This is a genomic window from Legionella wadsworthii DSM 21896 = ATCC 33877 (assembly GCF_000701265.1).
Classification (GTDB): domain Bacteria; phylum Pseudomonadota; class Gammaproteobacteria; order Legionellales; family Legionellaceae; genus Legionella; species Legionella wadsworthii.
Map to the genome: position 1 here is coordinate 54,570 of NZ_KL370762.1, position 21,237 is coordinate 75,806.

Consider the following 21,237-nt stretch of genomic DNA (forward strand, 5'->3'; position numbering starts at 1 on the left):
TGTTCTCTATCAAAAATTTTTAGGCTTTAGAATGAAATTTTCCACGCATGAAAAAAGAATGCGGCATCCACTTGCTAAGTTAATCCCGCAGATACTTTGGGAAACACTCTTTGTAAATGAGCTTCCTAATTATTTAATTCCATTAATGCAAGAGCACGATGAGCATTTATTAAACCAATTAATTGATGAAGCAAGACCAAAGAGGCCTTATTTTACAACCGATATGCTACGTATGTGGTTGGTGATTGTTTTGAGCCATCCTGAGCTCACTACAGAATCACTTCAACAAATAGCAGATAGAATAGGCATGACTGATCAAATGCTGTTTCACGCAGCAGTTTTATGGGGAAATAAGAATTATTTTAAATATTTGATGAAACAATATTCTAAATCTTCATTGAAATATATGATTACAGAGAATAATTATCACTTATTTATTCAATCAGCCCAACGTGGCGATCTATATATATTTAACAAAATATCTCAAATTTTACGTCCAAAATTGCAACAAATGATCGAGGCCAAAGAATTTTCAGCCTTTAAACTTGCAGCAGAAAACGGCCACTTATCAATTCTTAAATTCCTTGCTGAAAAAGCTCCTGAAAAACTGCAACAGATGATCCTTGCGGATAACTTTTTTGCTTTGAGACGTTCCGTAGAAAAAGGCCATTTGTCGGTTCTTAAATTCCTCGTTGAAAAAGCCTCCGAAAAACAGCAAGAGATGTATGCTGTATACCATTTATTATTTAGAATTGCAGCGGCAGTCGGGCATCTATCCATTCTGCAATTCTTTGCTGAAAAATCAAAAGATAATCTGCAGGAGATGATTTCTTCTGGAAACTATTCTGCTTTTAAGGTTGCAGCAGCTGCAGGCCATCTATCAGTTCTTCAATTTTTAACTGAAAAAGCACCTGATGAACTTCCGGAGATGATCAAGGCTAATAACTATTTTGCTTTTAGGCACGCTGCTATAAATGGCTACCTACCCGTAGTTCAATATTTAGCAGAAATAGCACCTGAAAAATTGCAAGAGATGATTGCTGCGCAAAACTATGCAAGTTTTAGATGCGCTGCTGCCGATGGCCGGTTATCTGTTATTAAATATCTATCCGAAAATGCACACGATATATTGCAAGACATGATCGAAGCAGATAATTATGGAGTTATTCGTGGTGCTTTACAAAGAGAAAAAGAGACCCATCTTATCAACTATTTACTTTCTATTGCACATGCTTTTGCTTTTGCTGATCAGCATTACAATGAATATTTTGTTCAGGTTTCTCTTTTTGTTACAAACAAACTTTCCGAGCTCCAACTCCAAAAAAGAACAGTTGAACAGGAAAATCCTTATGCAGTATTTGATATCACCAATCCTGATGAATCGAAACTTTTGTTTTATATATTAAGAAATCTCATAAGACAAAATGATCCAGCACGCAGGGATGATATTTTATTTTTGTTGAACATTCCGTCGGTGAAAGCATTAGCCCATACCGAAGTGACCCCCCATAAATCTAATGAATTGTTACGTCTTGCTTTAAGTTTAGAGAATGAATCTGCAGCAGAAATTTTAATGGGGATTCCCGCAGTGCGCGAGATGGCCGTACAAAATAATTTTTATCGTCTTGAACAACAGTCTGGGTTGGATCTACAAGCTCTGGCTCAAGACAGAGAATCTGCAATGACAGCGCTCACCCAAGGTGAACAGCAACGTCTCAAAAAGGGGATCAATTATTATAAACCCATGCTCAAACAAGCCAGCGTACAGTTTATCATGGAGGAGTTATACGCCATGCTTGCACAGCTATATGAGCAGAATCCCGCAAGCATCACAATCTTGAATCAAGATCATGCAACAACGATAGTGCTCCCCCTGCACTGGGAGGAATTGCAAAACCTTCATCTGGGTGAACCAGTTTATCATGAAGCTTTGAAAGCCTACTATCAACACAAAGCACATTCTGCATGGCGTTACTTATCCAAACCAAACCCATGGATGCATGAACATGCCAGCTATGTTTATGTCAATCCCTATAATACCCAGGAAAAGTGGTCGACTTTTGAAGAATATCAATCGCTCATCAGCATGCTTTATTTAGCAGTCCTCGATAAAACCATGCCATGTCTTGATAACCATACGTTCGAATCAAGACTGGAACACTTCATAAACGAACTTGCTTTCATCGGACGCGCGCATAACTGGGACACTACCCGCAGTATTATTGCAGGCAACGGAGACGTTATTACGCAGGAATTTGACGATCTTGAAGGCGACAGGCCAAGCTGTTTTTCGGGAGTAAAGCGCCGATTATTCCAATCAGTATTAGACCATCCTTTTTTCATGATTTTAACTGAAGACATCATCAAACAAGAAATTCGGGAGTTTGTACGGCAGCATTTTAAAGACAGCATTGATGATAAGAACCGTAATGCCATTAAAACTGCATGGGAAAAAGGGATCCTTCTGGAAGAGAGGACAAATGAAGACTGGGCAGCGTTAAACGCCATTGACATCTGCCAAGAGAAATTGGATGCCTTTATCCGTTCTTTAAAAAATAAATATGACAAAGAGCAGCTAGTATTTTTTATACCCTATATCAAAAACAAATTTGCACTTAATCCAGACAAAGAATTCCAACGCGCGCATCTTCTTAAATTTGGCTATCTTCACCTAGAGGAACTTTTCGAATCGAATTGCCAGAAAAAAGAGAAAAATCAAAGCGAGTTACAAGGCCTCAACCAATTTGGTCTGTTTGCCCCTGGAGAACCTTTATCCACTTTAGAGCACAGCACTCCGCGATGGCAAAATGAGTAATCCATAGAAAATATTAAAATAGAAATGGAAAGTCTCTTTTTATGCCAAAACGGACAGCCTTATATAAAATTTAAGACAATTTATTTACCCCCTTTCATTCGTTAAAACAACTTGATAATGCCCCCAATAATATCAACTTATGACTTAATTTATGGTACCATTTCGCTTTTATCAGTACAGGTTTAATCATGGATAAAGTCTATTCCCCTGAAGCAATTGAGAAAGAATGCTATAAAAATTGGGAAAATCATCATTATTTCCAACCTCATGGTGATGGAAAAAGATATTGCATCATGCTTCCTCCACCGAATGTCACCGGTAGTTTGCACATGGGTCATGGCTTTCAACATACGATTATGGATGCTTTGACTCGTTACCATCGAATGCTTGGTAATAAGACCTTATGGCAACCAGGTACTGATCACGCAGGTATATCCACGCAACTTGTAGTAGAGCGGCAACTTGAAGCAACAGGTATTACCCGTAAAGATATGAGCCGTGAGGAATTTTTAGAGCGGGTGTGGCAATGGAAAAATGAGTCAGGTAATACAATTACCCAACAAATGCGCCGTCTGGGTGCTTCGGTAGACTGGAGCCGTGAACGATTCACTATGGATGAGGGCTTATCAGCGGCTGTGCAAAAAGTATTTGTACAACTTTATGATGAAGGCCTTATTTATCGGGGTACCCGTTTGGTGAATTGGGATCCTAAATTAGGTACTGCCGTATCAGATCTTGAAGTGCTTTCTGAAGAAGAAGATGGTTTTCTTTGGCATATCCGCTACCCTGTTGTTAATTCCAACGAGTCGCTTATCGTTGCTACGACACGTCCAGAAACCATGTTAGGGGATACAGCAGTTGCTGTACATCCTGAAGACCCACGCTTCAAACATCTTATTGGTCAATATGTTCAACTCCCGCTTTGCGACCGAACTATTCCTATCATTGCTGATGAATATGTGGATAAAGAATTTGGGAGCGGCTGTGTTAAAATTACTCCAGCTCATGATTTTAATGATCATGAAGTAGGCAAACGTCATCAGCTACCGGTGATCAACATCTTAACTAAAAAAGCTTCAATCAATAAAAATGCGCCTTTAAAGTATCAAGGCATGGATCGATTTATTGCTCGGGAACAAATTGTTAAAGATCTCGAGGATGCAGGCTTCCTGGTTAAAACAGAGCCCCATAAATTAAAAGTACCTCGCGGTGAAAAATCCCATGTGGTTATTGAGCCGCTGCTCACGGATCAATGGTATGTCAAAACACAACCACTGGCTGAACCCGCAATCGCGGCTGTAAAAAATGGCGAGATCCGTTTTATTCCTGAAACTTGGAGCAAAACCTATTTTCAATGGATGGATAACATTGAAGATTGGTGTATCAGCCGTCAACTATGGTGGGGGCACCGTATACCTGCATGGTATGACAGCAATGGTAACGTCTATGTAGGGTACAGTGAAAATGATGTACGTTTTAAATATCAGATTAAAGACGCAACAGTACTAAAACAAGATGAAGATGTCCTTGATACCTGGTTTTCTTCAGCGCTCTGGCCTTTTTCAACTTTAGGTTGGCCTGAGAGAACGCCTGAATTAGAACAATTCTACCCCACTTCAGTTCTTGTTACGGGATTTGATATCATCTTTTTCTGGGTAGCCCGGATGATTATGATGGGTTTAAAATTTACTGGAAAAATTCCTTTCAAAGAAGTGTTCATTACCGGCTTAATCCGTGACAGTGAAGGACATAAAATGTCAAAATCCAAGGGAAACGTGCTTGATCCATTGGATATAGTGGATGGAATTGATCTCGAATCCCTGATTGCAAAACGCACTTCTAATTTAATGCTGCAATCTGTGCGGGACAAAATTATTAAAAATACCCGTAAGGAATTTCCTGAAGGCATTAGCGCATATGGTACAGATGCACTTCGCTTTACCTATTGTTCCCTTGCATCCACCGGCCGTAATGTGCGGTTTGATATAGGGCGAGTTGAGGGCTATCGCAATTTTTGTAATAAATTGTGGAATGCTGCACGGTATGTCATGCTGAATACTAATGAAGAGCAAATTGAATTTGATGACGGCGCCTTTCAATATACTCCAGCCGATCAATGGATCTTATCAAGGTTACAACACATCATCAGTAAAGTTCATCATTATTTTGAAACCTATCGGTTCGATTTATTATCCAATACGATTTATGAGTTTGTTTGGCATGAATATTGTGACTGGTATTTGGAACTATCCAAGCCGATTCTACAAGATGAACACGCATTGAGTGCATTAAAAAGAGGCACTCGAAGAACCTTAATTCATGTTTTGGATCAAATTCTTAAACTGCTGCACCCTTTAATGCCTTTCATTACAGAGGAAATTTGGCAGCGAACCACGAAACTAACCAGTGAGGATGGCTCAAGCATCATGGTGAGTGCTTATCCTCAGGTGAATCAAGAGTTTATCAATAGTACCATTGAAGAAGAGCTGGAATGGGTAAAATCAGCGATACAAGCAGTACGTACGATTCGTAGTGAAATGTCTATCTCACCCGCGAAACTGATTCCACTATACATTCGAAATAGTACGTCCATGCTCAAAGATAGGGTTGAAAAATACCAACATACCCTAAAAGCACTGAGTAAACTCAGTCAAATTCACTTTTTGGGAGCGGAAGAAAAAGTTCCTGTGTCGGCAACCGCTGTGTTAGGCGAAATTGAATTGCTGCTTCCCATGGCTGATTTAATTGATAAAGAAGCAGAATTAGCTCGTTTGTCTAAAGAAATGGCCAAATTAGATAAAGACATCAGTCTGGCTGAGGGTAAATTAAATAATCCTAAATTTACTGATAAAGCGCCTATTGAAATTATTGCCAAAGAAAGAGAAAAATTAGCCCAGGCCCAGCAGACTAAAGAAAAGCTGATGCAACATAAAATTCGAGTTGAATCTCTTTAAATCCCCTTCCTACTAGTTCTAAATCCCGCGGACAAGCCGCGGGGAATAAACAGCTAATTAGATCTGTTGTTATGCACCTTAAGCCATTCCATCCAAACAAGTGTTCGGTTGATCATGTCGGGAGCCGAGTTGATTAAACAGCTGAATCATCTTTTCCAACGACCCGATGATAAATCCACCATGCTAACAACAGTGTGGTGATAACCCCAAAATAAGCCCCTGTATTCTTCCATCCAGGTCCCACGAGTTGCAAAGCGTCTGGACTTTGAAAAATGGAAAAGGGAATAGCGAGCAATACATCCATGATTGCAGACCCAGCAACCAAACCGCAAGCAATTAAAGTTCCTTTTTGTTTATGAATGATTGCATCCTCTTTAATCGGATATGTTTTCTTCAATCGTTTTCTAACCAATAAGGCAATAATACCCCCGATAAATAGTGGAAAAGATGAGGAAAGAGGTAAGTACATCCCAATTGCAATCCCTAAAATTGAAAAATTAATAAAACGTTTCAATTGGAAAAAATAATTGATAAATAAAGTGACCAAAATAATTGCCGATCCAATGAACATCATAGTCCAAGGTAATGAATTCCTGAAAACTGCCTCGGTGATTGCAGCCATTAAAGCAGCAGTAGGGGCTGGTAATGACTGGGTAACATCCATACCTGCATGAGGCATTACTCCCGCAATTCCATACACATTGAATAACAGCTGCATCACTGGAGGAATAACTAGAGAAGAAATGACTACACCCAGCAATAGCATCAATTGTTGTTTCCATGGAGTCGCACCAACAAGCTGCCCTACTTTAAGATCTTGGGTGTTATCATTGGCAATAGCTGCAATTCCTGTCACTACAGATCCAATGATAATGGTAATCGCTTCTGCTGCTTGAATTTGCTGGGGACTGAGGGGTAATGGCAAAAAGTGGTCAATGGCAATTAACAAAAGCCATGCGGCAAAAAGCATTCCTGAAATCACTACGGAGCTGCCTGGGCTTGCTGTCACACCCACCATTCCTGAAAAATAAGCTGTAATGACTGAAAAAATAAAACCAATAAATAAGACATAGAGTACAGCAAGAAAAACGATGGAAGGTGAATACTCATTGTCCAATCCCACTTGTCCTAAAGGAAGTACCAATTGAAAAAAAAGAAATAAAATTGCCGCAAAAGCCCCAGTTCCAATTAAAATATAGGGCAATGGAATGTCTTTATCTATTCGGGGTAATCGCGTATCAGCCCTACCTTTGGCCATATAAGTCGTAAGTGAATTTTGTATGCTTCTGGACAGGGGTTTCACTAATTTTAAGAAAGTCCAAACTCCTGCAAATAACATAGCCCCAATTCCTAAATAGCGCATTTCACTGTTCCATAATAAGGATGCAGCTTGTTCCGGATTATGATTTAGAAATTCTGGGAAATAAAGACTAACGAGGGGCATTGCGATTAACCAGGAAATGACAGCCCCTAGAAAAATACTGAATGCCATATCAAAGCCAACAAGATAGCCTGCTCCGATCATGGTTGCGGAAAATCCTGCCCCTATTCCAAATAAGGAACGTTTGACCACAAACCAGTAACCCCAACTGTTGGCAATCACTTTAAACCCTGTTTGTAATAATTCGAGCCCCGCCCCTACTGCGCCTCCAAGTAATATATCCTTAAGTCCATTTTTCTCAACAGAGGATTTTAATACTTCCGCAATTGCTGTGCCTTCTGGAAATTTTAATGACCGATCATGTACCAGGATACGGCGTAAAGGGATGGAGAATAATACCCCTAAAACGCCACCACAAAATGCAATAAAGAAATTAGTTAAGTAATCAAAATGGTTCCAAAAACCAATAATGATTAATGCAGGAATGGTGTAAACAATTCCTCCAGCTACGGCCTCACCGGCAGAAGCTGCTGTTTGGACTGCATTGTTTTCTAAAATGGTTGAGTTTTTAAAAAAGCGTAAAATACCCATGGAGATAATTGCAGCCGGTATGGATGCAGAGGTTAAAATCCCCAATTTTAAGGCGAGATAAGCATTCGACATCGCCAACAAGACGGTCAATAAAATGGCAAGAATTACCACTCGAAATGTAAGTTCAGCGACCTTTTTGTCGGCAGGTATAAAAGGAATATCAGCCATTAACGACCCCAAACAGTATGCATTATTTCTGGTTTTACGAGAGTAGATATTTGTGACAAAGGAATTTCAACGGTTTGTGGGCCATAAACATATGCAGCCACTTGATAAGTATCAAAAATAACATGGATTCCATTGGGTGCAAAAGACCAGTTTCTATAGTTCTTTTCAGTAGGTTTCGTACCTTCTTCCATCCATTTCTTATCTGAAAAATTTTTATCAGTCATTTTTTTTCTGCAAAAATCGGCAATGGGTTGTAAATAGTTCAGTTCCGGACGAAATAAATCAGATAAGTTTACCTGATGGCCATTGATGAAATTCAATACCACCACTGTATTGGAAGGATGCGCTGCCCCTCGATGATATATGGATATTTGAAACAAAACACTATAAACACTCTTTGATTTAAAAGGTAAAGAGTAAGTGATATTCAAACCTGATTTTCCCGGGAGACCTGCTGGAACATCCGTATCCGCATCAATTTCTTTAAAAAAGTTTTTTTTAGTTTTTTCGATGAAATCTTGTACTGCTGCATTGATGCGAACATCCTTAAATCCTTGGGGGTATTTCACATCAATCACATATACTGGGGTTTCTTTCTTAATGGATGTGGGATTAATAGCCCAAACAGAGAAAGAAGCGACGATTAAAAAAATAGAAAAAATCGTTTTCAGTAGTTTTAACATATTGTATTCCTAGTAATTATCCCGTGTAGATACCCACTCCCCTGCGATCATCATCCGATGCGGTATGGGATAGGCAAAATAATAACATAGAGCAGCACTGTCACTAACAGACCATAATATCAAATCAGCTTTCTTACCCTCAGCAATAGTTCCTGTTTCATGTTGCAAACCCAATGCTTTGGCTGCGTGTGAGGTAACGCCCATTAAAGCTTCAGGTACCGTGAGAGAAAAAAATTGACAAGCCATACTCATCATCAATCGTATTGACGTAGTGGGCGAGGAGCCTGGGTTACAATCTGTAGCTACTGCCATATCTACTCCAGCTTCTCTCAGTAACTCGATGGGGGGCTTTTGTTTTTCGCGTAAAAAGTAGTAAGCACCAGGAAGCAAAACAGCAACAGTTTTTGCTTCAGCCATGGCATACGCGGACTTTTCATCTAAAAATTCCAAGTGATCGCACGATAGAGCGCCAAGGGCTGCCGAAAGTTTACTTGCTCCAAGATTGGATAATTGTTCTGCATGACATTTTATCGGTAAATTTAATTTGCGTGCCGCATGAAAAACTTGCTCTGTCTGTTTGAGTGAAAATGCGATTGATTCGCAAAAAACATCGACTGCATCCACCAAATTTTCTTCACATAATGCAGGAAGCATCTCGTCACAAAGAACATCAATATAAGCCTGGGAATTACCCTGAAACTCCGGGCCTATCGCGTGGGCGCCAAGAAAGGTTTTTTGCACCCTTAATCCCGTAAGCTCACCTAAATGTTTTGCAACGCGGAGCATTTTCATTTCGCTCTTTGAATCTAATCCATAACCAGATTTGATTTCGACTGTGGTTACACCATCAGCTCGTAAAGCTAAAATTCGCGGAAGTGATTGTTGCGTCAATTCCTCTTCAGAGGCAGCTCGGGTCAGGTTTACTGTGGATAGTATGCCACCGCCCTTTTTGGCAATATCAGCATAACTCATTCCAGCCAATTTCATTTGAAATTCGGTTGCGCGGTTTCCGGCATAAACTAAATGAGTATGACAATCAATAAGGCCAGGAGTGATTAACTGCCCCCGGCAATCTTCTTTATTTTCTGCTGTATTAAAGTGCATAGGAATTTGCTCTAGATCGCCACACCAAACAATCCGATCATTTTTAATCGCTATTGCCTGCTGTGTCCGCTCATTACCCTGAGCATCAATGGTCGTTGCATTTAATAATAATTTGTCACAAGCAGACATTAGATATCCCAATGAAGAACTTGATGAGGAGGTTTAAGCCAGGCATTATGATGTTTGGTATCATAGATATCCCATTCTTTTGATTGATAAGTTGACTTATCTAAATCCAATAAAAGCCAAGTCAGAAATTCAGCGACAGTATCCGGAGAAACCAAGCGGTTCTCATTTTTCAAACGATTATAATAATCAATTTTTTCATAATCTGGATTGGCTTTACTTCGCGCAATAACTTGCATTGTGGTATCGGTTATGCCCGGCATGGCACTGGCAAAAGCAACTGATTTGGATTCCAGCTGCCAACATCGCGTCAGCATGGATAAAGCTGCTTTGGAAACGCAATATGCAGTCCAACCTCTAATAGGAAAATAAGCCGCTCCAGACCCTATATTTAAGACCCGTCCAAGTGTCAATTTATCATAAAGCATCTGGGTGAGAAAAAGAGCCGCATTTAAATTGGTCTGCAAGGCATGGTTCCAAGCTTCAATCTTAACCTTTCTAATGGGAACCAGGGGATCTAAAGTACCTGCATTATTGACTAAAGCACTGATATGCGGCACATCTTTCAAATGGTGTTTAATGGAGTCTAAGCCTTCTTGTGTGGATACATCGGCACAAATATATTGAATTCTGGGCGATAGTGCGGCAGTTTCTTGCAATACACTCTCTCGGCGGCCTACGATTAAGATGGATTGATTTCGTTGGGACAAAGAAACAGCTAGTGATCTTCCAATCCCACTTCCTCCACCAGTAATAACAATCACAATACCCTCTTACTCTTCAAAAGTGATGCGCAGATAATAGCAGACATTGAACAAACTTGGCATAATTTTATGGCCAGCGATTGCGATATAAAATGGAATGAGAATAATAAATTGCGGATATACAGGTCAAATTACTGCAAAGTAGCCATAAATGCGCTATTTTAATTGGATTAAAGCTTTTTGAGAATGAAACAAAGGGAGAATTCATGTTTGAGCATTTTTCCAATTACCAACGCGCCAACCCCTCTCTTTGGCAAGGTAGAAAAGATACGGTAAACCCAGAGCGGTTCTTTCAAAAAATTATTTTTCCTGCAAACCAAACTGATCTCATTACTAAAGAGAAAAAAACGGTTCTTCTAAGTTTTGCAAGTGATGCTGGAGTGCGTCGGAATATGGGAAGACCTGGAGCCAAATTAGGACCAGACCACATTAAAACGCAACTGGCTAAACTACCTTGCACCATAGAAACACCAATATTTGATCTAGGGACCATTTTTTGTGAAGAAGATGAATTGGAAATTGCTCAATCGCAATTTGCCAATTTAATTAGTTTCTGTCATCAGCAAGGCCATCAAACAGTAGCTTTGGGCGGGGGGCATGAAATAGCCTGGGCACATTATCAAGGCTTGGCGCCTCACTATAGTAAAATAGGAATCATAAATTTTGATGCACATTTTGATTTAAGACCGCATCAAAAAAATCAACCTGGTACTTCAGGTACCCCATTTTCACAGATTGCCGAATACTGCCATGAGAACAATCAGTCTTTTCAGTATTGTTGCATTGGCATACAAAAAATGGGGAATACTCCATCACTGTTTGAACGTGCTGAAGCTCTTCATGTCAATTATCTTACTGCAGAAGATCTTTATGCGAACAACCCAGCCTGGCATTTAGCATTCCTTGATGATTTTATGCTGAATTTGGATCACATTTATCTCACGCTCTGTTTGGATGTATTGGCAGAATCATTTGCCCCAGGAGTTAGTGCACCACAACCCTTGGGATTGACACCCTGGCAAATTTTACCACTCTTGAAATACATAATTCAAAGTGGCAAAGTAGTTAGTTTTGATGTCGCTGAACTGTCTCCGCCTTTGGATCAAGAAGAAAAAACTGCTAGACTGGCGGCCCTTATCATCGCAGAATTGCTGCATACTTTATAAAGGAGTTTATTTCATGAAGAACACATTACTTTGGAGTGTCCTTTTTACACTTGCTGGAACTCAAGTACATGCTGCCGCCAATCAGCCAGGAACAACACCTTCTTCTCAGCCCCCCAATGCGATGCAACAAACTCCTCCAAAAACAACACCTCCGGGTCAAACAATTCCTCCGGTAAATCCTGCAACAGCGCCAACAGCACCCATCAACTGTGAATATAAAATTCCGCCAGAAACCAAAACGATTGACCAATCAATAGTTTTGAAATGGGCATCAAAAGCCGTAACCCAGGCATTTGAATTTGACTCAAAAAATTTAGATGCACAATTACAAAAATTACAAGCGTGTTTCACTGAGCAGGGATGGACTGGATTCAATACGGCATTACAAAAATCAGGTAATTTAGAAGCGATTAAATCACAGAAATTAACAGTAAGCAGTCAAGTTGACGGGCAAGTTGTCATCACCGAAGCAAAAGAAAATCAATGGAAACTTAACTTACCTTTACAAGTTGTTTATCAAAATGATAAAGAAAAAGTGACTCAACTCCTTAGTGTGGACTTAACCATTGGCAGAAAAATTACTGGAGACCTAGGCATCAGTCAAATGATTGCTGCTCCTAGAGGAACGGTAACTCAAAAGCTGCCTGCAGATTATAACCCTAATGCAGCTACAGTCATGAACCCGAATATTGAAACGACAACTCCGTCAAATGCTACCACAACAACTACGACGACTGGACCATCAACCCCAACAACCACTACACCCACAACCTCTCCGGGCGCACCCGCTACTACGACGCCATCAACACCGGGACAACCTGCTCCTACTCACTAGTTTCAGGAACTGTCCTCAGCTGCATCTTCGAATACCCAGTTTTAGCGAGAGCAAAATCTGGGTATTCATTATCTGGGTAAAAGATTTGTTTCCCTGTAAATATCTCGCGGTTTTGTTTCAGAGGGTTTTAATGCTTATTGTATTTGCTGGATCCCGCGGACAAGCCGCGGGACGTTAGTAGAGAAAAGTTTTTTTTCGTGTAATCTCATGCAACCTATGGATACTATGCCCCGGAAATGCAACGGCATTTCGGAGCAAATTTTTCTTGTGCAATCTGATGCCGACCTATGGATGTTATGCTCCGCCACCTATTAGATCCTACGCCCCGCCACCTATGGATGTTATGCTCCGCCACCTATAGATCCTACGCCCCGCCACCTATGGATGTTATGCTCCGCCACCTATAGATCCTACGCCCCGCCACCTATGGATGCTATGCTCCGCCCACCTATGGATCCTACGCCCCGCCACCTATAGATCCTACGCCCCGCCACGCCACCTATGGATGTTATGCTCCGCCCACCTATGGATCCTACGCCCCGCCACCTATGGATCCTACGCCCCGCCACCTATGGATCCTACGCCCCGCCACCTATGGATCTTACGCCCAGGCCACCTATGGATCTTACGCCAGGCCACCTATGGATCTTACGCCAGGCCACCTATGGATCTTACGCCCGGCCTACATATGGATCTTACGCGGCTACATATGGATCCTACGCCCCGCGGCTTGTCCGCGGGGTCTGGATGTTCAGTGTACATCATCCTTGAACCGACGAACAAATTCAGATTTTTAGAAAGGTATACCTGCAGGTTTTGTGGTATCTACAAAATTTGGATATTCTAATAAGATGACCTTTGGAAGAAGTTTTCACTTAACCATTTAGCAGCACTTGGGAAAATCCTGCAAATGCCAAGATATATTAGAGCAAATTTTTCTTGTACAGTCTGATGCCGACCTATGGATGTTATGCTCTGCCACCTATGGATGTTTATGCTCCGCCACCTATGGATGTTTATGCTCCGCCACCTATGGATCTTACGCCCGGGCTACATATGGATCCTACGCCCCGCTACATATGGATCCTACGCCCCGCGGCTTGTCCGCGGGGTCTGGGTGTTCAGTGTGCATCATCCTTGAACCGACGAACAAACTCAGATTTTTAGGAAGGTATACCTGCAGGTTTTGTGGTATCTACAGAATTTGGATATTCTAATACGATGACCTTTGTACCAATATGGAAGAAGTTTTCACTTAACCATTTAGCAGCACTTGGGAAAATCCGTACACATCCATGGCTCGATGGGTGTTCTGGAACCTCAAAGGCAGCATGAATCGTATACCCTTGATAAAAATACGTGCAATAAGGCATTTTTGCGCCACCTTTCTTATCTACTGGATACTCGCCGGATTTACAGTCAGCCCCTCTACGATTATAAACTTTAAAAGTACCTGTGACGGTCCTGCATGATTGATTTGTATTTTCCTCGCATACATCGGTACCTGCCGAACCACCACCTGTTAATAAGCGGTTGCCTTCTTCGTCATAAGCAGCCCATGCGGAAGCCTTAGGATCAAAAATAAAGAGTTTCTCACCGGTTGGCTTAATTTTTTGAGGGAAATAGTTTCGTCCTCTTTTATCTTTTGTATAATGGATGGTTCGGTGTACATAGCCTGCATCATCCGTAATTAAAGTAGATGGATCATTATCAACACAGGATGTTAGCCCTCCAATACAAAGTAACAAACCCGCCCAAAACAGCTTTTTCATTTAAATTTTATCTCCGCTTAATTAAAACCTATCATTGCAGAATGAAACAATGCGACACCATATCCTGCTTTAGTAAATGATAAAACTGGAAAGAAATAAGAAGTATCTCTCTGCCTTTTTTCATTCCATCTATCTCATTGCGCCATTTATGCCCTTTAGGAGTCTAATTTTCTATACTTAATTCGTGATGGTCTATCTGCGGCATCACCCAAACGGCGTTTTCTATCAGCCTCATAATCACTATAATTTCCTTCTATGAAAGTTATTTGTGAATCACCTTCAAAGGCCATTAAGTGTGTACAAACTCTATCCAAAAACCAGCGATCGTGGGAAATGACCACAACACAGCCAGGAAAATTTAGAATGGCGTCTTCCAAAGCGCGTAATGTTTCCACATCTAAATCATTACTTGGCTCGTCTAATAACAACACATTGCCACCACTTTTGAGTAACTTCGCCAAATGAACCCGGTTACGCTCCCCTCCCGATAATTGCGCCATTTTCTTTTGTTGATCCGCACCTTTGAAATTAAAACGACCCACATAAGCACGCGAAGGCATTTGGAAGCTGCCTACTTGCATAATATCGTGTCCATCTGAAATTTCTTCCCATACTGTCTTATTCGGATTTAATTCGTCGCGCATTTGGTCGACATAAGCCAATTGTACTGTTTCACCAACTCGTATGGTTCCGCTATCGGGATGCTCCTGACCAGTAATCATTTTTAAGAATGTTGACTTACCCGCTCCGTTGGGACCTATTATTCCTAAAATACCACCCTTTGGAAGTTTGAAGTCTAACTTGTCGATTAGAATGCGATCGCCAAAGGCTTTAGTAATTTGTTCCCCTTCAAGAACAAGATCACCCAAGCGTTCACCAGGGGGTATGTATATTTCATTAGTTTCATTACGCTTTTGAAATTCTTTAGAGTTCATTTCCTCAAAGCGGGCAAGACGTGCCTTATTTTTAGCATGACGGCCTTTAGGTGAGGTACGCACCCATTCTAGCTCTGCTTTCATCGCACGCATATGGGCATCTTCTTGTTTCTGCTCCATTTCCAGTCGTGCTTCTTTTTGCTCCAGCCAAGAAGAGTAGTTGCCCTTATAGGGTATTCCTTCACCACGGTCGAGTTCTAATATCCACTCTGCGGCATTATCAAGAAAATACCGATCATGGGTAATCGCGACCACTGTTCCTGGAAAGTTCTCCAGGTAATGTTCTAACCAGGCTACTGATTCAGCATCTAAATGGTTGGTCGGCTCATCAAGCAACAACATATCTGGGTTGGAGAGCAGCAAACGGCATAAGGCCACCCGGCGACGTTCCCCTCCTGATAGTTTTCCTACAATGGCATCCCAGTCAGGTAAACGCAGTGCATCTGCAGCAACATCCAATTTCCTATCCAGGTCCCAACCGCCGCCTGCTTCAATTTCATTTTGCAACTCACCTTGCTCAGAAAGTAAATTGTTCATTTCATCATCGCTCATTGGTTCGGCAAAACGCATGCTGATTTCATCAAAGCGCGCAAGCTTTTCTTTCATTTCACTGACGCCTTCTTCAACAACTTCCCGAACAGTTTTATTTAAATCCAGTTGCGGCTCCTGCTCAAGATACCCGATGTTGATTCCAGGTTGTGGCCTTGCTTCTCCCTCATACTGGGTATCAACACCAGCCATAATACGCAATAAGGTTGACTTACCAGAACCATTCAATCCCAGGACACCAATTTTAGCCCCAGGAAAAAAACTTAAAGAAATATCTTTCAGAATAAAACGCTGATTTTCAACAATTTTACTGACACGATTCATGGTAAAAATATATTGTGACATAACTACTCCGTCTTATAAAAACCGTCTTTAGCTCACGGCTTTTGAGTTGTCTGTTTCATACATAATGCGAAGTTACTCCTATGCATAGGCGATAATTCACAAATTCAGTATTCTTACATGATTTCTGAATTTCGTGAATGATGCGCATAAGGTCTTTTACTATCTATCGCAATGTTGGTTGAAAAAGACTACAACTCTATTATTCATTTAATTTTCCATTGATTTTAAGACAAGCTACCAATTAAGGATAACTTTACCTGATTGTCCTGATGCCATAATTTGAAAAGCATTTTGGTAATCATCCACGGAAAAACGATGCGTTATTACTGGAGAAATATCTAACCCGCTTTGTAACATTGCAATCATTTTATACCATGTTTCGAACATTTCACGACCATAAATACCTTTTATGATTAATCCTTTAAAAATCACCTGATTCCAATCTATGGCTGTTTCCTGGGGCGGGATACCCAACATGGCCACATGACCGCCATGATTCATTGCTTGCATCATTGAATTAAGGGCCATAGGATTACCCGACATCTCCAATCCGACGTCAAAACCTTCAATCATACCCAGTTCTTTCATGACATCTGATAATTTTTCATATTTTACATTCACCGCTTTGGTTACTCCCATTTTACGGGCTAAATCCAAACGGTAATCATTGATATCAGTAATGACTACGTGTCGTGCACCAATATGTCTTACTATCGCAGCAGCCATAATACCAATAGGACCAGCTCCAGTGATTAATACATCCTCACCGACCACATCAAAAGCCAAGGCGCAGTGTGTTGCATTTCCAAAAGGATCAAAAATTGAAGCCTGTTCATCAGTAATATTATCTGGCAGAACGATAACATTACTCGCTGGTATGGATAAATATTCTGCGAAGCATCCAGGCCGGTTTACACCGACTCCCATGGTGTTACGACAAAGATGGCGCTTACCGGCTCGGCAATTTCGGCAAAAACCACAAGTGATATGCCCTTCTCCAGAAACACGTTGCCCTACCTGTAATCCTTGCACTTCTTGCCCAATGGCAACAATTTCACCATAAAATTCATGCCCTACAGTCATAGGTACGGGAATTGTCGCTTGCGCCCAGTCATCCCAGGAAAAAATATGAATGTCAGTACCACAAATCGCGGTTTTTTTAACTTTAATTAATACATCATTAACGCCATATTCGGGTATAGCGACTTCTTCCATCCATATTCCAGGTTCCTTTTTTGCCTTGACTAATGATTTCATAAAAGTACCTCTGTATAAAATCTTCTCCGAAGAAAAGATTACTTTACTAAATAACTGAAAATTCCTTACCTACTGCTTCGAAGGCATCTATTGCCTTATCCAAATGGTATAATTCATGAGATGCTGACATTTGAGTGCGTATTCTCGCTAAGCCCTTAGGAACTACAGGGTAGGAAAAACCAACGACGTAAATTCCTAATTCCAACAAGCGATTTGACATACGTCCAGCCAGACTTGCATCTCCTAGCATCACTGGAATAATGGGATGCTCTCCAGGTATTAATTTAAAACCTAATTTCGTCATTTTTTCACGGAAATAACGACTGTTGCGTTTTAATTTTTCTGCCAAATGGTTGTCCTTCATCAAATTATCCAAAACAACACACGATGTGTGCGCAATGACCGGGGCTAAGGTATTGGAGAATAAGTATGGTCTGGAACGTTGACGCAACCATTCGATTAAAGTCTTGTTTGAAGAAGTATATCCCCCGGAAGCACCCCCTAAAGCTTTACCTAGAGTACCTGTTATGATATCTATCCGATCACCCACCCCAAAATGTTCTGGTGTTCCGCGTCCATTGGCGCCCATAAAACCGACAGCATGGGAGTCATCAACCATCACCATCGCATCATGTTTATCTGCCAAATCACAGATTGCAGGAAGGTTCGCTAAAATTCCGTCCATTGAGAACACGCCGTCTGTAGCAATCAAACGAAAACGAGCATTTTTAGCAGCAACCAATTGTTCTTCTAAAGCTTTCATATCGTTATTTGCATACCGATAACGCGCAGCTTTACACAAGCGTACGCCGTCAATAATACTGGCATGATTTAAAGCATCGCTGATTATCGCATCTTCCTCACTTAATATAGTTTCAAATAATCCAGTATTTGCATCAAAACAGGAGGAATATAATATAGTATCTTCTTTGCTCAAAAAATGACTGATTTTTTGTTCTAATTGTTTATGAGGGGTTTGCGTGCCGCAGATAAAACGAACTGAAGCCATACCATACCCATATTCAGCAAGTGCTTTTTGGCCTTCGGCAATGAGTTGGGGATCATTGGCCAAACCTAAATAATTATTCGCGCATAGATTGATGACTTCTTTATGGTTTACAGTCACTGAGGCTTGTTGTTGACTGGAAATTACCCGTTCGTCTTTATACAAGCCTTCACTTTTTAATTTTTCTATTTCGTTTTCTAAATATTCAGTAAATTGTTCAAGCACACCATTCTCCTTTACATTTAATAAGGTGTAACCCCTCTTACTCACTTCAGACAGTGAAACAGGTAATTACTACTGACTCCCCCCATTTGAAAATTAGTAGAGCAGTCGAATAAGAGCACACCTTGTAAGTAAATTTACCTAATCAGGCGCAGCATACATGAATATGTGAGCATAGTGTAGGAAAATATACCGCCAGATGCGCCAAATACGCCTGTTCCTGCTGAGGGCTGAGCGCTTATCATTAAAAATTGCAGATCATATCAAACTTTAAACAGAGTCACCATGAAATTCCCGTTTCAAACATTATTTCTTAGCACATGCGCTATTTTTTTGCTAAGATTGTGCCAAAGTTTTGAAAGTGTAGTGACAGTTCATTTCAACACGCTTGTTTTCGCAGTGTGCAGGTCCCTAAAATGACTTAAGGAATCACCCCGCATCGCGAAGCTGGAGTTTTGAAAAATGAATGTCAATCTTAACCTAAAATCATCAACACGGTAAAACAAATGAGTTATCAAAGCGCACGCATTAATATGGTCAAGCAACAACTTCGCACTGGTGATGTTTTAAACGAATCCATACTGAATTTATATGATGTAGTACCTCGTCACGAATTTGTTCCCGAACAATATAGTCATTTTGCATATTCTGACATGCAAATCCCTCTTAACCATGGCCAATGCATGCTTACTCCTTTAGAAGAAGGAACAATTTTACAGGCCTTGAATTTAAAAGGACATGAAACTGTTTTGGAAGTAGGCACAGGTACCGGTTTCTTTACAGCGTTACTTAGTAAATTGTGTAAAAAAGTAATTAGTGTCGATTATTATTCCGATTTTACCAACAATGCCGGTCATAACTTAAAAAAACATCAATGCGACAATATTGAATTAATTACAGGGGATGCAAGCCAAGGCTGGTTAGAATGCGCTCCCTACGATACCGTCGTGTTTACTGGTGCAATAGAACAAATTAATGAAACTCTGCGGTTGCAAATTCTTCCAGGCGGAAAATTGTTTGTGATTGAAGGACATTCCCCAGCAATGCAAGGCCGTTTATATGAACTGGATCATAATGAGCTATGGCATGATTCATTACTTTTTGAAACAAATATCCCTTTACTTATAGACAAATTAAAGCCAAAAGAATTTGTTTTCTAGGATGTAGATGCATGAGAAAATTGTTGATTTGCTATCTTTTAGCTTTTGGTTTATTGCCGCACGCATTTGCAGCCACAGATTTAATGGATATCTATCATCAAGCGCTTGAAAATGATCCGATCTTTAAAAATGCCTATGATACCTATAAGGCGAATAAAGAAGCTCTTCCTCAAGCTTGGTCGGCATTGCTCCCCCAGGCAGGGCTTACGGCCAAAACATCGCGTAATTTCATCCATGTAAATGATGGTTTTTTTACGATTACGGAAGATTATTATAAATCGCGAAACTGGCAAGTTTCAGCGTCACAGGCTATTTTTAATTATCAGGCTTGGGCCAGGGTTCAACAGGCCAGGGCATCGGTAAAAGCTGCCCAAGCCGCTTTTAACGACTCTGCGCAAGATTTAATCCTTAGAACTGCTAAAGCCTATTTTGATATTCTTTTTGCACAAGATACCTTAAATTTTGCCGAAGCCAAAAAACGAGCCAACAAACGCCAATATGATCAAGCGAAGCAACGTTTTGAAGTGGGTCTTGATCCCATTACTTCTGTTTATGAAGCGAAAGCCGCTTATGATCAGTCTGTAGCAACAGTGATCGCATCACGTAATAACCAAATCAACCAAAATGAAAACTTAAGAAAATTAACCAACCATGTCTACGAGCAACTTGCACCCCTTAGAGACGGGAAGATTCCTTTGGTTAAACCAGAACCTAATGATGTCGATGAATGGATAGATACGGGGTTAAAGCAAAATTATAAATTATTATCGGCCAAAAACAATCTTGAAGTAGCGCGCCAGAATATGAAGGCATTGTCAGCCGGGAATTGGCCTACTGTAGCCATCCAGGGAAACTCAGGTGAAACAACAAATGAAGTCAATACTTCCAGTCCTTTTTTACCAGCAAATCAAAAACAAGCCAGCGTGGCATTGGCTCTAAATTTTCCTGCGTTCCAGGGAGGACTGGTACTTTCTCAAACACGGCAAGCAAAATATAATTTTCAAGCCACAAGCGAACAAGTGGAACAAACCTATCGCGATGTGGTCGTAAACAGTAGAATAGCCTTTAATACCATCATTGATGGAATTAGTAAAGTAAGAGCTGACCGACAAACAGTGATTTCCCAACAAAATTCTCTGGAAAGTACAGAAGCCCAATTTGAAGTGGGCACACGAGTGATGGTCGACGTAGTCAATGCACAACAACGTCTTTTTGAAGCACAAACACAACTTGCAAGCGATCAATACAATTTAATTAATGCTGTTTTAACTTTAAAATATTTAGCCGGCACATTAAATGTCAATGATCTTGAACTGGTTAATTCGTGGCTGGAAACAACACGAGTTCATGGAATGCTACCAGTAGCAAGCAGAGGTTCTAAATAACTACTTAACATTCAGGTTC

The 21,237-nt window shown here is 40.7% G+C and carries 14 protein-coding genes; 6 read left to right on the top strand and 8 right to left on the bottom strand.

The genetic code is table 11. The features are described from left to right. The first annotated feature begins 31 nt into the window (after positions 1-31). Together BU07_RS16890 and BU07_RS0116355 are read left to right on the top strand one after the other, a co-directional pair. A complete protein-coding gene (locus BU07_RS16890) occupies positions 32-2,815 on the top strand; it encodes an ankyrin repeat domain-containing protein (RefSeq protein ID WP_115262267.1) in 2,784 nt (927 codons plus the stop codon). 188 nt (positions 2,816-3,003) lie between these two features. Beyond that, positions 3,004-5,769, top strand: a complete 2,766-nt coding sequence (locus BU07_RS0116355; RefSeq protein WP_031567955.1) for a valine--tRNA ligase — start codon at positions 3,004-3,006, stop codon at positions 5,767-5,769. A 133-nt stretch (positions 5,770-5,902) separates the two neighbouring features. On the opposite strand, the gene BU07_RS0116360 is transcribed toward BU07_RS0116355, so the two are convergent. From BU07_RS0116360 to BU07_RS0116375, 4 genes are read right to left on the bottom strand one after another with little or no spacing between them, the layout of a single operon-like run. Further along, positions 5,903-7,909, bottom strand: coding sequence for an OPT family oligopeptide transporter (locus BU07_RS0116360; protein ID WP_031567956.1), 2,007 nt, complete (start codon positions 7,907-7,909; stop codon positions 5,903-5,905). Continuing rightward, positions 7,909-8,592, bottom strand: coding sequence for an RsiV family protein (locus tag BU07_RS0116365; protein ID WP_031567958.1), 684 nt, complete (start codon positions 8,590-8,592; stop codon positions 7,909-7,911). Before BU07_RS0116365 ends, BU07_RS0116360 begins: the two co-directional genes overlap by 1 nt. A 9-nt stretch (positions 8,593-8,601) precedes the next feature. Beyond that, positions 8,602-9,825, bottom strand: coding sequence for an imidazolonepropionase (gene hutI, locus BU07_RS0116370; RefSeq protein WP_031567960.1), 1,224 nt, complete (start codon positions 9,823-9,825; stop codon positions 8,602-8,604). Then, positions 9,825-10,586, bottom strand: a complete 762-nt coding sequence (locus BU07_RS0116375; protein WP_031567962.1) for an SDR family NAD(P)-dependent oxidoreductase — start codon at positions 10,584-10,586, stop codon at positions 9,825-9,827. Before BU07_RS0116375 ends, hutI begins: the two co-directional genes overlap by 1 nt. Before the next feature lie 206 nt (positions 10,587-10,792). Here BU07_RS0116375 and hutG point away from each other — a divergent pair, with 206 nt between their 5' ends. After that, entirely contained in the window at positions 10,793-11,752 is a 960-nt protein-coding gene (hutG, locus tag BU07_RS0116380) for a formimidoylglutamase (protein ID WP_031567964.1), read from the top strand. A gap of 13 nt (positions 11,753-11,765) precedes the next feature. Further along, the gene (locus BU07_RS0116385) at positions 11,766-12,587 is read left to right on the top strand and encodes a DotI/IcmL/TraM family protein (protein ID WP_031567965.1); all 822 of its coding nucleotides are present in this window, start codon (positions 11,766-11,768) and stop codon (positions 12,585-12,587) included. Positions 12,588-13,750: 1,163 nt separating this feature from the next. Here the strand turns inward: BU07_RS0116385 and BU07_RS0116390 are convergent. The 4 genes from BU07_RS0116390 to BU07_RS0116405 form a co-directional block, all read right to left on the bottom strand. Next, complete coding sequence (locus tag BU07_RS0116390; RefSeq protein WP_031567967.1) at positions 13,751-14,359, bottom strand: L,D-transpeptidase; 609 nt, start codon at positions 14,357-14,359, stop codon at positions 13,751-13,753. A gap of 155 nt (positions 14,360-14,514) precedes the next feature. Continuing rightward, positions 14,515-16,188 (bottom strand): energy-dependent translational throttle protein EttA, encoded by a 1,674-nt coding sequence (ettA, locus tag BU07_RS0116395; protein WP_031567969.1) that lies wholly within the window; start codon positions 16,186-16,188, stop codon positions 14,515-14,517. Between the two features lie 234 nt (positions 16,189-16,422). Then, on the bottom strand, positions 16,423-17,445 hold the full coding sequence (gene tdh / locus BU07_RS0116400) for an L-threonine 3-dehydrogenase (protein WP_031567970.1): 1,023 nt from the start codon (positions 17,443-17,445) through the stop codon (positions 16,423-16,425). A 46-nt stretch (positions 17,446-17,491) separates the two neighbouring features. Further along, complete coding sequence (locus BU07_RS0116405; RefSeq protein ID WP_031567972.1) at positions 17,492-18,676, bottom strand: glycine C-acetyltransferase; 1,185 nt, start codon at positions 18,674-18,676, stop codon at positions 17,492-17,494. 503 nt (positions 18,677-19,179) lie between these two features. On the opposite strand from BU07_RS0116405, the gene BU07_RS0116410 reads away from it, so the two are divergent. Together BU07_RS0116410 and BU07_RS0116415 are read left to right on the top strand one after the other, a co-directional pair. After that, on the top strand, positions 19,180-19,833 hold the full coding sequence (locus BU07_RS0116410) for a protein-L-isoaspartate O-methyltransferase family protein (RefSeq protein WP_031567974.1): 654 nt from the start codon (positions 19,180-19,182) through the stop codon (positions 19,831-19,833). An 11-nt stretch (positions 19,834-19,844) separates the two neighbouring features. Further along, on the top strand, positions 19,845-21,218 hold the full coding sequence (locus BU07_RS0116415; protein WP_031567976.1) for a TolC family outer membrane protein: 1,374 nt from the start codon (positions 19,845-19,847) through the stop codon (positions 21,216-21,218). Positions 21,219-21,237: the final 19 nt, after the last annotated feature.

Coding starts and splice junctions, on each gene's coding strand:
- BU07_RS0116360 (WP_031567956.1), bottom strand. CDS start 7,909: ATGGCTGATATTCCTTTTATACCTGCCGACAAAAAGGTCGCTGAACTT.
- hutG (WP_031567964.1), top strand. CDS start 10,793: ATGTTTGAGCATTTTTCCAATTACCAACGCGCCAACCCCTCTCTTTGG.
- hutI (WP_031567960.1), bottom strand. CDS start 9,825: ATGTCTGCTTGTGACAAATTATTATTAAATGCAACGACCATTGATGCT.
- BU07_RS0116385 (WP_031567965.1), top strand. CDS start 11,766: ATGAAGAACACATTACTTTGGAGTGTCCTTTTTACACTTGCTGGAACT.
- ettA (WP_031567969.1), bottom strand. CDS start 16,188: ATGTCACAATATATTTTTACCATGAATCGTGTCAGTAAAATTGTTGAA.
- BU07_RS0116365 (WP_031567958.1), bottom strand. CDS start 8,592: ATGTTAAAACTACTGAAAACGATTTTTTCTATTTTTTTAATCGTCGCT.
- BU07_RS0116415 (WP_031567976.1), top strand. CDS start 19,845: ATGAGAAAATTGTTGATTTGCTATCTTTTAGCTTTTGGTTTATTGCCG.
- BU07_RS16890 (WP_115262267.1), top strand. CDS start 32: ATGAAATTTTCCACGCATGAAAAAAGAATGCGGCATCCACTTGCTAAG.
- tdh (WP_031567970.1), bottom strand. CDS start 17,445: ATGAAATCATTAGTCAAGGCAAAAAAGGAACCTGGAATATGGATGGAA.
- BU07_RS0116355 (WP_031567955.1), top strand. CDS start 3,004: ATGGATAAAGTCTATTCCCCTGAAGCAATTGAGAAAGAATGCTATAAA.
- BU07_RS0116410 (WP_031567974.1), top strand. CDS start 19,180: ATGAGTTATCAAAGCGCACGCATTAATATGGTCAAGCAACAACTTCGC.
- BU07_RS0116390 (WP_031567967.1), bottom strand. CDS start 14,359: ATGAAAAAGCTGTTTTGGGCGGGTTTGTTACTTTGTATTGGAGGGCTA.